At 73.5% G+C, this 13,257-nt stretch carries 11 protein-coding genes; 9 read left to right on the forward strand and 2 right to left on the reverse strand.

What is annotated here, in order from left to right; all coding sequences use genetic code 11:
• Position 1: 1 nt before the first annotated feature.
• The 3 genes from MU522_RS08685 to MU522_RS08695 are packed head-to-tail and all read left to right on the forward strand — an operon-like array spanning position 2 to position 2,630.
• On the forward strand, positions 2-907 hold the full coding sequence (locus MU522_RS08685; RefSeq protein WP_246990647.1) for a type II secretion system F family protein: 906 nt from the start codon (positions 2-4) through the stop codon (positions 905-907).
• A complete protein-coding gene (locus tag MU522_RS08690; RefSeq protein WP_246990648.1) occupies positions 907-1,797 on the forward strand; it encodes a type II secretion system F family protein in 891 nt (296 codons plus the stop codon). Before MU522_RS08685 ends, MU522_RS08690 begins: the two co-directional genes overlap by 1 nt.
• A 41-nt stretch (positions 1,798-1,838) precedes the next feature.
• Positions 1,839-2,630, forward strand: a complete 792-nt coding sequence (locus tag MU522_RS08695) for a transglutaminase family protein (protein ID WP_246990649.1) — start codon at positions 1,839-1,841, stop codon at positions 2,628-2,630.
• 131 nt (positions 2,631-2,761) lie between these two features.
• Here MU522_RS08695 and MU522_RS08700 read toward each other — a convergent pair whose 3' ends face one another.
• On the reverse strand, positions 2,762-3,373 hold the full coding sequence (locus MU522_RS08700; protein ID WP_246990650.1) for a hypothetical protein: 612 nt from the start codon (positions 3,371-3,373) through the stop codon (positions 2,762-2,764).
• Positions 3,374-3,435: 62 nt separating this feature from the next.
• Here MU522_RS08700 and argS point away from each other — a divergent pair, with 62 nt between their 5' ends.
• Positions 3,436-5,094, forward strand: a complete 1,659-nt coding sequence (argS, locus tag MU522_RS08705) for an arginine--tRNA ligase (RefSeq protein WP_246990651.1) — start codon at positions 3,436-3,438, stop codon at positions 5,092-5,094.
• Positions 5,095-5,376: 282 nt separating this feature from the next.
• Here the strand turns inward: argS and MU522_RS08710 are convergent, their stop codons facing one another.
• Positions 5,377-6,051: a DNA-3-methyladenine glycosylase gene (locus MU522_RS08710; RefSeq protein ID WP_246990652.1), complete on the reverse strand. Its 675-nt coding sequence runs from the start codon at positions 6,049-6,051 to the stop codon at positions 5,377-5,379.
• A 159-nt stretch (positions 6,052-6,210) separates the two neighbouring features.
• Between MU522_RS08710 and lysA the strand changes: the two genes are divergently transcribed.
• From lysA to rho, 5 genes are all read left to right on the forward strand, one after another.
• Entirely contained in the window at positions 6,211-7,626 is a 1,416-nt protein-coding gene (gene lysA, locus MU522_RS08715; RefSeq protein WP_246990653.1) for a diaminopimelate decarboxylase, read from the forward strand.
• Positions 7,623-8,915 (forward strand): homoserine dehydrogenase, encoded by a 1,293-nt coding sequence (locus MU522_RS08720; protein ID WP_246990654.1) that lies wholly within the window; start codon positions 7,623-7,625, stop codon positions 8,913-8,915. The genes lysA and MU522_RS08720 overlap by 4 nt, the downstream gene beginning before the upstream one ends.
• An 11-nt stretch (positions 8,916-8,926) precedes the next feature.
• Complete coding sequence (gene thrC, locus MU522_RS08725) at positions 8,927-10,012, forward strand: threonine synthase (RefSeq protein WP_246990655.1); 1,086 nt, start codon at positions 8,927-8,929, stop codon at positions 10,010-10,012.
• Positions 10,009-10,983 carry a homoserine kinase gene (gene thrB / locus MU522_RS08730; protein ID WP_246990656.1) on the forward strand — a complete coding sequence of 325 codons (975 nt, stop codon included), beginning with the start codon at positions 10,009-10,011 and terminating at the stop codon, positions 10,981-10,983. Before thrC ends, thrB begins: the two co-directional genes overlap by 4 nt.
• A 140-nt stretch (positions 10,984-11,123) precedes the next feature.
• The gene (rho, locus tag MU522_RS08735; RefSeq protein WP_246990657.1) at positions 11,124-13,256 is read left to right on the forward strand and encodes a transcription termination factor Rho; all 2,133 of its coding nucleotides are present in this window, start codon (positions 11,124-11,126) and stop codon (positions 13,254-13,256) included.
• Position 13,257: the final 1 nt, after the last annotated feature.

Consider the following 13,257-nt stretch of genomic DNA (forward strand, 5'->3'; position numbering starts at 1 on the left):
GGTGGCTGTCGCAGTCGGCATCGGATCCGCGGTCGTCGTAGCGGCCGACCCCGGCCGCGCGCGGCTGCCCCTCGCCAGGCGCCGCCCCGCGCCCGAGGCGGGCGACAGTGCGCTTGCGGGAGCCGCCGAGGCGGCAACATCACTTGTCGCGCGTCTTATCCATCGCCGCTCCGACGCCCTTGCCCGGACGCTCGATCTCGCCGGACTGCGCACGAGGCCGCAAGACTTCGCTTTTCTCGTGGCCGTGGTGGGAGTAGCGCTTGTAGCTGCACTGCTCGTACTCGGCTTCGGCTGGCTCGCGCTTCCAATCGGGGCCATCGCTCCCTTGGCTGCCGTTCTCTTCCTGCGCCTCCGAATCGCCCGACGTCGTGAGGCATTCGCGAGCCAGCTCGATGGGACTCTGCAACTGCTCGCGTCTAGCCTCCGAGCCGGCTACAGCACCATGCAAGCTCTGGGCTCGGTAGCGCAGCAGTCCGAGGAGCCGAGCGCGAGCGAACTTGCACGCGTCGTCAACGAGGCGAGAATCGGACGCCCCGTGGTGTCGGCGCTGGAGGAAGCAGCGGAGAGGATGGCCAGCGAGGACTTCGAATGGGCGACCCAGGCCATCGCGATCAATCGTGAGGTAGGCGGCAGCCTCGCAGAGACTCTGGACGGAGTTGCGCACACGATCCGTGAGCGCGGCCTGGTACGGCGGCAGGTCAGAACACTGAGTTCTGAGGGGCGACTCTCGGCCGTGATCCTCGTGGCGCTGCCATTCGTCGTGGGCGGGGTGATCATGCTCATCAGTCCTGGGTACATTGCGCCGTTGTTCCAGACGCCGCTCGGCATCGCCTTGCTGGTCGTCGGCGTCGTGCTGATGGTCATCGGCAGCGTCTGGCTGCACAAGATCGTGGAGATCAAGTTCTGATGTCCGAGCCGCCGATCATCCTCGTCTCAATCCTGACGGCGCTTGCTATCGGAGCCCTGATATGGGTCTTGCTCAGTTCCGCCCGTCCCAATCGCTCCAGGGCGCTCGTCAACCTGCAGCGCGGACACGTCGGTCCCGAGGCCGCACGCGGGGAAACCCAACAGTCGGGCCTCTCGCGCTTCGCCCGCCGAGTGACACCGCCTCCGCTCGTCGCGCTTCTCGAACGCCAGCACGCTAGGGCGGGGCGACCGGCGAACTGGCCCATCGATCGGCTTCTAACACTGAAGGCTGCGCTCGTGCCGTTCGCCACTGCGGTGATCGGCCTGCTTCTCATGGCCGGAACAGATATCGTGCTGGTGCTGGTGACGGTTGCTGCCGCGCTCCTCGGGTACTTCCTCCCAGACCTGCTACTCGTGAGCCGAGGCCAGGAACGCGACCAGCGGATCGAGACAGAGCTTGCCGACACTCTCGATCAGATGACGATCGCGGTCGAGGCCGGGCTTGGCTTCGACGCCGCGATGGCGCGTGCCGCGAGCAATGGCAAGGGAGCGCTCGCGGAGGAGTTCACACGGACGCTGCAAGACATACGCATGGGAGTGACGCGACAGCAAGCCTTTGACGACCTTGGTCGGCGAAATGAAGTAGCGGATCTTCGGCAGTTCGTGCGCGCGATCCAGCAGGCCGATGCATTCGGTATCTCGATCGGAGACGTGCTGCGTACGCAAGCCGGCGAGATGCGACTGAAGCGACGCCAGCGGGCAGAGGCGAAGGCCCAGCAGGTTCCGGTGAAGGTCGTGTTCCCGCTCATTGTCTGCATCCTGCCTGCGCTGTTCATCGTGGTGATCGGGCCCGCAGTCATGAACATCATCTCGGCGTTCAGCAACGTCTGACGACGGTCGCTGGCCTCCGCCTGTGGGAGGATCGCAGGCAAATGCGCACCGCCCACGCCACCTTCTCCATGTCCCTCGTGGGCGAGACCGACGTCAACCTGCTCGTCCTGCCTGCCGAGGCCTACGCATCCGATGACCAGATCTCGGTGAGCGTCGACGGCGTACCGGTCGAATGGCAGATCGCGCCCGCCGCGCACGACACGCGGCAGCTGCTGTTCACGGCACCCGCGGGCCGGCTCGACGTCGAGGTGCGCACGAGCCTCGAGGGGCTCACCCGGCCGCTCGACGACGGCGACCCGGCGCGCTACCTCGAGGACTCCCGCTACGTCGAGGCCAGTGCGCTCCGCGGCTTCGTCGACGAGCGGTTCGGCCGCGTCACGGGCTTCGACGCGATCGCGGCGATGCGCCAGTGGATCGCGCGGGGCTTCACCTACTCGCCCGCGCTGTCGGGCATCGACGACACCGCGGTCACGTCGCTCGAGAAGAGCGGCGGCATGTGCCGCGACTACGCGCACGTCATGATCGGGCTCGCGCGCGCCGCGGGCATCCCCGCCCGCTACGTCGGCGTCTACGCGCCCGGGCTGCAGCCGCCCGACTTCCACGCCGTCGCCGAGGTGCACCTCGACGGCGAGTGGTGGGTCGTCGACGCGACCGGCCTCGCGCCGAGGCAGAGCCTCATCCGCATCGCGACCGGAGCGGATGCGCTCGAGACGGCGTGGGCGACGACCATGCGGAGCCCCGTGGTGCTGCAGTCGGTGATGGTGCGGGCGAGCGATGATGCGCTCGAGGAGGGCGCGGTCGACGACGTGGCGGCGCGGGTGCGGATCGCGTAGACGGGCGGGTGGTCTCGGCTCGACGGGCGGGGAGCTGGTGGTCTCGACTCGACGGCCTGCGGCCGTCGGCTCGACCGGCGGAGAGGGGCCGTCGGCTCGACCGGCGGGGGAGTGGACCAGCGGTCGCGGGGCTACTGGAGGTTCGCCGCGACGTCGTCGATGACCGGCTGCGCATCCTGCGCGGCGCCGAAGTACTGCGAGGCGGCAGCGATCGCGAGGTCGCCCTCGATCGAGGTGGCGACGCCGAGGTCGCCGACGCTCTGGAACTCGACCGCCGTGAAGCCGTCGGCCTGCTGCAGCACGCCGATCACGAGACGGTCGGGGCCCGTGACGTGCTGGAAGGCGCAGACGGTGCCGCCCGCGTCGGCGATGTCGCCGATCGCGCCCGGCAGCGTGCCCTCCTCGGCGGTGGCGGCGAAGTTGGGGTTGAACTCGTAGAGCTGCTCGGCGCTCAGCACGTCGGTGCAGGGCAGCTCGCCCGCGATGGGCGGCGTGGTCGGCAGGTCGCTGCCCGTCGGCGCCGGCGTCGGCGTGGGCGTGGGCACGACCTCCGAGGCGGTCGGGGTGGGCGTCGGCTCGGCCGACTCGGTCGCCGTCTCCGAGGCGCCCGGCGTCTCGCTCGGCGCGAAGACGCCCGGCTCGCACCCCGTGAGCGCCAGCGCCGTCGCGGCCGCCACGACGACGGCGGGCAGGAGACGGCGGATGCGCGGGGCGGCCGGGGCCGACGGGCTCAGGGCAGACATGGCCCCAGGCTAGGGGTCGCTCGCGACCGGGCGCGGGCGGCGCGCGGACTACGATCGAGGCCATGCAGCCTTCTGAGATCTCCGCCATCGTGCACGCCGCCGTCCGCTCCGCGGTCGCGCGACGAGCGGCCGAGGTGGAGGTCGGCGCGGGCGACATCGTGCTCGAGCGGCCCCGCAACCGCGACCACGGCGACTGGGCGACGAACGCCGCGATGCGCTTCGCGAAGAAGGCCGGCGTCGCCCCGCGCGAGCTCGCCGAGGAGGTCGCCGCCGAGCTGGCCGCGGTCGACGGCATCGAGCGCGCCGACGTCGCCGGCCCCGGCTTCATCAACCTGACGCTCGCGGCCGGCGCGGCGGGCGAGCTGGCCCGCACGATCGTGGAGGCGGGCGACGCGTACGGCTCCGGCGAGACCCTCGCGGGCGTGCGCATCAACCTCGAGTTCGTCTCGGCCAACCCGACCGGGCCCATCCACATGGGCGGAACCCGCTGGGCCGCCGTCGGCGACAGCCTGGGCCGGGTGCTCGAGAAGCAGGGCGCGCTCGTCACCCGCGAGTACTACTTCAACGACCACGGCGCCCAGATCGACCGCTTCGCGAAGAGCCTCATCGCGGCCTTCCGCGGCGAGCCGACCCCCGAGGACGGCTACGGCGGCGCCTACATCGCCGAGATCGCCAAGCGCGTCGACGACTCCTACGACGGCGACCTGCTCGACCTCGACGACCAGACGCTGCAGGAGACGTTCCGCGAGCGCGGCGTCGCGCTGATGTTCGATGAGATCAAGCGCGACCTGCACGAGTTCGGCGTCGACTTCGACGTCTACTTCCACGAGCACCAGGTGCAGTCCGACGGCTCGGTGCAGCGCGCGATCGACGTGCTGCGCGAGCGCGGCCACGTCTTCGAGGAGGACGGCGCGCTCTGGCTCCGCACCACCGACTTCGGCGACGACAAGGATCGCGTGATCGTGCGCTCCAACGGCGCCCCCGCCTACTTCTCCGGCGACCTCGGCTACTACCAGAACAAGCGCGAGCGCGGCTTCGAGCAGAACATCATCATGCTCGGCGCCGACCACCACGGCTACGTCGGCCGCATGATGGCGATGTGCGCCGCCTTCGGCGATACGCCGCACCAGCACCTCGAGATCCTGATCGGGCAGATGGTCAACCTCATGCGCGAGGGCGTGCCGGTGCGCATGTCGAAGCGCGCGGGCACGATCGTCACGATGGAGGACCTCGTCGACGCGGTGGGCGTCGACGCGGCCCGCTACGCGCTCGTGCGCTCGAGCGCCGACACGCCCCTCGACATCGACCTCGAGCTGCTCACGCAGCGCACGAACGACAACCCCGTCTACTACGTGCAGTACGCGCACGCCCGCATGTCGGCGGTCGCGCGGAACGCCGTCGCGGCCGGCGTCGACCGCAGCGAGTTCGACCCGTCGCTGCTGACGCACGAGTCGGAGTCGGCGCTGCTCGGCGCCCTCGCCGACTTCCCGCGCGTGCTCGCGCAGGCCGCCGAGCTGCGCGAGCCGCACCGCGTCGCGCGCTTCGCCGAGGAGCTCGCGGGGCTGTACCACCGCTGGTACGACGCGTGCCGCGTCGCGCCGCAGGGCGACGAGGAGGTCACGGCGCTGCATCGCACGCGCCTGTGGCTGAACGACGCGACCGGTCAGGTGCTGCGCACGGCGCTGTCGACGGTGGGCGTGGGCGCGCCGGAGCGGATGTAGCAGAGCCGGCCCCCGCCGGTCGAGCCGCGCGGCGGCCGGAGGCCGCTGCGCGAGTCGAGACCAGGTGTCGCAGCGTGCGCCGGAGTGGTCTCGACTCGGGCCGCGCGCTGCGCGCACGGACCGGCTCGACCAGCGGAGTGGCTGGCGACGGGGTGGTCTCGACTCGGGCCGCGCGCTGCGCGCACGGACCGGCTCGACCAGCGGAAGTGGCGGCGGCGGGGTGGTCTCGACTCGGGCCGCGCGCTGCGCGCACGGACCGGCTCGACCAGCGGGGCGGCGGCGTCAGGCGCGACGCGTGCGACGCGCCGCCGCGCGGTAGGCCGAGACGCTCGGCTCGCCCGGGATCCAGAAGCGCCACGGGAACGCGGATGCGTCGCCGCCGGGGCCGCTGACGCCCACGCGCGGGCCCGTGCGGAAGGCGGGCGGGGCGTCGGCGGGGGTGAACGACCAGGCGGCGGTCATCCCAGCGCGGGCCTCCGGCCCTGCTCGATGGGCGGGGGAGTCGTCGGCGAACGCGGCACCGTCGTCGGCGAGCGTCGCGCCGAGCGCCTGGGCGACGTTGCCCGGGCCGCGCGCGAGCTCGCCCGCGATGCGCGTCGCCCGGCGCACGTGCCGCCGCTCGGCCGCGAGCTCGGCGCCCTCGACGACCTCGCCGGCGCGCAAGAGCACGCCCCAGCCGGAGCCCTCGGGGCCTGCGACGACGTTCACCGCGTGGTGCATGCCGTAGGTGAAGTAGCAGTACACGTGGCCGCCGGGGCCGAACATCGTGGCGTTCCTGGCCGTCTTCCCCCGGAACGTGTGGGCTCCCGGGTCGTCGCTGCCGCGGTAGGCCTCCACCTCGGTGAGGCGCAGCGCGACGGCGCCCGACGCATCCGCCCGCCGCAGCACGCCGCCGAGCAGGAGCGGCGCGAGCTCGACGGGGTCGCGCTCGAACCAGGCTGCATCGGGGGAGGGCACGCCAGCACGCTACCCGCCGGCGCTCCGGCGTGCCCGCGTCACGCGGCGTCACGCCCGCGCCGGAGCGCGCACGCGCGTTCCGTAGGATGGAGGGCAGCGCCACAAGCGCAGACGCCGCCTGCTCGTCAGGCCCACAACAACCACCCGGACGGAGTCCCCGTGCCGCATCCGCTCGCCCCGCAGCTGCCCGACGCAGCCGACGCCGACGCCCTCGTCGAGGGGGTGTGGCCCGCCTCCGCCGAGCGCGTCGACGGCGCCCTGCGCGTCGGCGGCGCCGACGTGCGCGCGATCGCGGCCGAGCACGGCACCCCGTTCCTGCTCGTCGACGAGGCCGTCGTGCGCGACCGGGCCCGGCGCATCCGCCTCGCCTTCGAGGCCGCGTTCGGCGACGCGGGCGTCGACGTCTACTACGCCGGCAAGGCGCTGCTCACCGCCGACGTGGCGCGGTGGATGCGCGAGGAGGGCCTCGTGCTCGACGTGGCCACGGGCGGCGAGCTCGCCGTCGCGCTGCGCGCGGGCGTCGAGCCGGCGGCCATCGGGTTCCACGGCAACAACAAGAGCGAGGCCGAGATCGCGGCGGGCGTCGAGGCGGGCGTGGGCACCTTCGTGCTCGACTCGCCCATCGAGGCCGAGCGCGTCGCGGCGGCCGCGGAGCGCGCGGGCCGCGTGCAGCGCGTGCGGCTGCGCATCTCGGTGGGCGTGCACGCCTCGACGCACGAGTTCCTCGCCACGAGCCACGAGGACCAGAAGTTCGGCGTGCCGCTCGACGAGGCGCCGGCGCTCGTCGCGCGCATCCGCGAGCTGCCGGGTCTCGAGCTCGTCGGCCTCCACACGCACATCGGCTCGCAGATCTTCGACGCCGACGGCTTCGCCGAGTCGGCCCGCCGCATGCTCGCCCTGCACGCGAGCCTCGGCGCCGACGGCCAGCTGCCCGAGCTCAACCTCGGCGGCGGCTTCGGCATCGCCTACACCGCGGCCGACAGCCCCGAGCCGATCGAGGCGATCGCCGCCGGGCTCGCCGACGCGGTGCGCACCGCCGCCGACGAGCTCGGCATCCCGGTGCCCCGCATCGCGATCGAGCCCGGCCGCTGGATCGTCGGCCCGGCGGGCATCACCGTCTACACGGTCGGCACCGTGAAGCCCGTGCGCCTCGGCGAGGGCACGCGCACGTACGTCTCGGTCGACGGGGGCATGGGCGACAACCCGCGCCCCGCCCTCTACGGCGCGCAGTACTCGGCCCGGATCGCCTCCCGCTCGAGCGACGCCGCGCCCGCGCTCGTGCGGGTCGCCGGACGCCACTGCGAGTCGGGCGACATCGTCGTCGACGCCGAGTGGCTGCCCGCCGACGTCGCCCCCGGCGACCTGCTCGCCGTCGCCGCGACCGGCGCCTACTGCCACTCGCTCGCCTCCAACTACAACCTCGCGCCGCGCCCGCCCGTGCTCGCCGTGCGCGACGGGGAGGTGCGCGCGCTCGTGCGGCGCGAGTCGATCGACGACCTGCTCGCCCGCGACGCCGGCCTCGAGCGCCCCGCCGGACGCCACGCATCCGCCACCACCGACGACGGAGCCGCATGAACTCGTACCGCAGCCTCCGCATCGCGCTGCTCGGCGCCGGCAGCGTCGGCGCGCAGGTCGCGCGCATCCTGCTCGAGCACGGCGACGAGCTCGCCGCCCGCGTCGGCGCGCCGCTCGAGCTCGTCGGCATCGGCGTGCGCGACGTCGACGCGAAGCGCGACGTCGAGCTGCCGCGCGAGCTGCTCACGACCGACCTCGCGACGCTCGTCGCGGGCGCCGACGTCGTCGTCGAGCTGCTCGGCGGCATCGAGCCGGCGCGCACCCTGCTGCTCGACGCGCTCGCGGCCGGCGCCGACGTCGTCACCGCCAACAAGGCGCTCGTCGCCGCGCACGGGCCCGAGCTCTTCCAGGCGGCCGAGACCGTCGGCGCGCAGGTCGCCTACGAGGCGGCCGTCGGCGGCGCCATCCCCATCATCCGGCCGCTCGAGCAGTCGCTCGCCGGCGACCGCGTGCTGCGGGTGATGGGCATCGTCAACGGCACCACCAACTTCATCCTCGACCGCATGCACACCGAGGGCTCGACGCTCGAGGACGCGCTCGCGACGGCGACGGCGCTCGGCTACGCCGAGGCCGACCCGACCGCCGACATCGAGGGCTACGACGCCGCCTCGAAGGCGACGATCCTCGCCTCGCTCGCCTTCCACACCGAGGTGCCCGCCGCGTGCGTGCACCGCGAGGGCATCACCGGGGTGACGGATGCGATGGTGCAGCAGGCGGAGCGCACGGGCCGGGTGCTCAAGCTCGTCGCCATCTGCGAGCGCCTCGAGGGCGACGCGGGCGACCGCGTCTCGGCCCGCGTGCATCCCGTCTCGCTGCCGTCGACGCATCCGCTCGCCGCCGTGCACGAGGCGAAGAACGCGATCTTCGTGACCGCCGAGGCCGCGGGCGACCTCATGTTCTACGGCGCGGGCGCCGGCGGCCCCGAGACGGCGTCGGCTGTGCTCGGCGACCTCGTCTCGATCGCGCGCCGGCACGTGCTCGGCGGCCCGGGCGGCCCGGCGTCGACGCACGCCGACCTGGCGATCGCGCCCTTCGACGAGGTGCTCGCGCGGCACGAGCTCGGGCTCACCGTCGCCGACCGGCCGGGCGTGCTCGCCGCGGTCGCCGGCCTCTTCGCCGAGCACGACGTCTCGGTCGAGGCGGTGCGCCAGGATCCTGGCGACGGCTCGGCGTCGCTCGTGCTCGGCACCCACACCGCGACCGAGGGCCGCATCGCGGCCGTGCTCGAGGCGCTCGCGGCGCACACCGACGTGGAGCGGATCGACAGCGTGATCCGGCTCATCGACTAGGAGGCATCAAGATGGCGAAGCAGGGTTCACGCAACCAGTGGCGAGGCGTGCTGCACGAGTGGGCCGACGTGCTCGGCGTGACGGATGCGTCGACGGTCGTCACGCTCGGCGAGGGCGGCACGCCGCTCATCGAGTCGAAAGCGCTGTCGGCCATGACCGACGCGCGCGTGCTCGTGAAGTTCGAGGGGCTGAACCCGACCGGCTCGTTCAAGGACCGCGGCATGACCGTCGCCGTCTCGCGCGCCGTCGAGCGCGGCGCGAAGGCGATCGCGTGCGCGTCGACCGGCAACACCTCGGCCGCCGCGGCGGCCTACGCGGCGGCAGCCGGCATCCAGGCGATCGTGCTGGTGCCGGAGGGCCGGATCTCGATGGGCAAGCTCGCGCAGTCGGTCGTGCACGGCGCGCGCATCGTGCAGATCCGGGGCAACTTCGACGACTGCCTCGAGATCTCGAAGGAGCTCGCCGACCGCTACCCGGTGCACCTGGTGAACTCGGTGAACGACGACCGCATCGAGGGCCAGAAGACCGCGGCGCTCGAGATCGTCGACGTGCTCGGCGACGCCCCCGACATCCACTGCATCCCGGTCGGCAACGCCGGCAACATCACGAGCTACTGGCGCGGCTACTCGCTCGCCGAGACGACGGGCATGGCCACGAAGCGGCCCCGGATGCTCGGGTTCCAGGCGGCGGGCGCGGCCCCGATCGTGCGCGGCGAGGTCGTGCGCGAGCCCGACACGGTCGCCACGGCCATCCGGATCGGCAACCCGGCCTCGTGGCAGCAGGCGCTCGACGCGCGCGACGAGTCGGGCGGCTTCATCGGCGCCATCGACGACGCGGCGATCCTGCGCGCGCAGCGGCTCCTCGCCTCGTCGACGGGCGTCTTCGTCGAGCCGGCCTCGGCGATCTCAGTCGCCGGCCTGCTCGAGCGGCACTCGGCCGGCGAGATCCCGGCCGGCTCGACCATCGCGCTCACCGTCACCGGCCACGGCCTCAAGGACGCCGCCTACGGGCTGCGGCTCGACGACGGCTCCGAGGCTCGGCCGGAGTCGGCCGACGCCGACACCGCGCAGGTCGCCCAGATGCTGGGCCTCGCATGACGGCCGCCGAGCCCGGCGCCCGGGTGCCGCTCGGGCGCAGCGTGCGCGTGCGCGTGCCGGCGACGAGCGCCAACCTCGGCCCGGGCTTCGACACGCTCGGCCTCGCGCTCAACGTGCACGACGAGCTCGAGGTGACGGCGACCGAGGCCGGCGTGCGCGTCGACGTCACGGGCGTGGGCGCGGAGGGCGAGCATGGCGTGCCCACCGACGAGACGAACCTCGTCGCCCGCTCGCTCCTGCACGTGCTCGACCGTGTCGGCGTCGAGGCGCCGGGCCTGCGCATCACCGCGACCAACGCCATCCCGCACGGCCGCGGCATGGGCTCCTCCGGCGCCGCGATCGTCTCCGGGGTGCTCGCCGCGAAGGGCCTCCTCGAGGGCGTCGTCGACGTCACCGACGAGGACGTGCTGCGCTGGGCCACCGAGCTCGAGGGCCACCCCGACAACGTCGCGCCCGCGATCTTCGGCGGCCTCACCATCGCCTGGGTCGACGAGACCGGCCCCCGGCACAAGCAGCTCGCCGTGCACCGCGGCGTCTCGCTGCTCGTCGCCGTGCCCGAGGCGACGATGTCGACGTCGCTCGCGCGCAGCCTGCAGCCCGAGGCGGTGCCGCACGCCGACGCCGTCTTCAACCTCTCGCGCTCGGCGCTGCTCGTCGCGGCGCTCACGCAGAGCCCCGAGCTGCTGTTCGACGCCACCGAGGACCGCCTCCACCAGACCTACCGCGCAAGCGCGATGCCCGAGACGAGCGCGCTCGTGCGCGAGCTGCGCGCCGCGGGCCACGCGGCCGTCGTGTCGGGCGCAGGGCCCTCGGTGCTCGTGCTCGCGAGCGACCCGGCGGCCCGCCTCGAGGCGGCCAGGATCGTCGAGGAGCGGCCCGGCGGAGCGGCCGGCGGGTGGCACGCGCGCCTGCTCGCCGTCGACATCCGCGGTGGTACAGTGGAGCCCATCCCCAGCAGCGCCGTGGCCTAGCCCGGCGGGGGAGCATCTGACTCCTCTCTCCGCAATCTGATGCGCCCGACGACCGCTCCACGGCCGTGAGCGCAGCGGGAGACATGGTCCCACGCCCGCGAGCATCGCGCGCGGGCCGACATTGAAGGAGCGCTCGCGCAATGACCAGCGAGACCATCGACAGCATCCCCGCGACCGACGACGGCGCGACCGCCCCCGCCGCAGCGGCCCCCAAGCGCCGCTCGCGCCGCGCGACCTCCACGTCGGTCGCCGCCAAGGCCGAGGCCGCCGCCGAGGCGCCGGCCGAGCAGCCCGCGCCGCAGGCGACCGCCGAGGCCCCCGCCGAGCAGGCGACGGCCGACGCGCCCGCCGAGCAGGCGACCGCCGCCGCGCCGAAGCGCCGCGCCTCGACCCGCCGCACGAAGGCGCAGCAGGCCGAGGACGCCGCCGCCGAGCAGCCGCAGGCCGAGCCCGCCGAGGCTCAGCCGGCCCAGGCGGCGCAGCCCGCCGCCGACGAGGCGCCCGCCGCCGCGGAGGGCGACGACGCCCCCGCCAGGGCCGAGCGCCCCGCGCGCACCCGCGCGAGCCGCTCGCGCTCGAAGGCGAAGGACGCCGGCGCCGACGAGACGACGGCTGCGCCCGAGGGCGCCGCTGAGCAGGCCCCCGCCGAGTCCGCCGAGCGCGGCTCGGCCGACGACGCGGGCCGTGCCGGCGAGTCCCGGGCCGATGAGTCCCGTGCGGACGAGTCCCGGGCAGACGACGCACGCCAGGCCGACCGCCAGCGGGCCGACGAGCGCCAGGCCGACGACGCATCCGGCACCGACGCCGAGGGCGACGACCAGCAGCAGCGCGAGGGCACCTCGCGCCGCCGTCGTAGCCGCGGCAAGGGCGGCCAGAACGGCCAGCAGGCCGACGAGCAGCAGCAGGACGACGAGGACGGCTCGCGCCGCCGTCGCGGCCGCGGCCAGAACGACCGCCAGAACGACCGCGAGCAGGGCGGCCGCGCGCAGGGCGACCGCGACCGCGACCAGGGCGGCCAGCGCGCGCAGCAGCAGGCCGACGCCGACGGCTCGCGCCGCGGGCGCGGCCGCGAGCGCACCCGCGGGCGCAGCGGCCAGGACGCCGAGCTCGAGATCCACGAGGACGACGTGCTGCTGCCCGTCGCCGGTATCGTCGACCTGCTCGACAACTACGCGTTCGTGCGCACCTCCGGCTACCTGCCGGGCCAGAACGACGTCTACGTCTCGCTCGCCCAGGTCAAGAAGCACGGCCTGCGCAAGGGCGACGCCGTCGTCGGCGCCATCAAGCAGCCCCGCGAGGGCGAGCAGCAGTCGGGCCGCCAGAAGTTCAACGCGCTCGTGCGCGTCGACTCGGTGAACGGCCAGACGGTCGAGGAGTCGCTGAACCGCGTCGAGTTCTCGAAGCTCACGCCGCTCTACCCCCAGGAGCGCCTGCGCCTGGAGACGACGCCCAACAAGCTCTCGACGCGCGTGATCGACCTCGTCGCGCCGATCGGCAAGGGCCAGCGCGGCCTCATCGTCTCGCCCCCCAAGGCCGGCAAGACCCTCGTGATGCAGGCCATCGCCAACGCGATCGCCGAGAACAACCCCGAGGTGCACCTGATGATCGTGCTCGTCGACGAGCGCCCCGAGGAGGTCACCGACTTCCAGCGCACCGTCAAGGGCGAGGTCATCGCGTCGACCTTCGACCGGCCCGCCGAGGACCACACGATCGTCGCCGAGCTCGCGATCGAGCGCGCCAAGCGCCTCGTCGAGCTCGGGCACGATGTCGTCGTGCTGCTCGACGGCATCACCCGCCTCGGCCGCGCCTACAACCTGTCGGCGCCGGCCTCCGGCCGCATCCTCTCCGGCGGCGTCGACTCGAGCGCGCTCTACCCGCCGAAGAAGTTCTTCGGCGCCGCGCGCAACATCGAGCACGGCGGCTCGCTCACGATCCTCGCGACCGCGCTCGTCGAGACGGGCTCGAAGATGGACGAGGTGATCTTCGAGGAGTTCAAGGGCACCGGCAACATGGAGCTCCGCCTCTCGCGCCAGATGGCCGACAAGCGCATCTTCCCCGCCGTCGACGTCAACGCATCCGGCACCCGCCGCGAGGAGATGCTCATGGGCGTCGAGGAGACGAAGGTCATGTGGAAGCTCCGCAGGGCGCTCGCCGGCCTCGAGACGCAGCAGGCGCTCGAGCTCGTGCTCAAGCAGCTCAAGGAGACGCAGTCGAACGTCGAGTTCCTGATGAAGGTCTCGAAGTCGGTGCCCGGCCAGCACGACAAGGACTGAC

It is taken from the genome of Agrococcus sp. SCSIO52902 (assembly GCF_022983135.1).
In the GTDB taxonomy this organism is placed as follows: domain Bacteria; phylum Actinomycetota; class Actinomycetes; order Actinomycetales; family Microbacteriaceae; genus Agrococcus; species Agrococcus sediminis.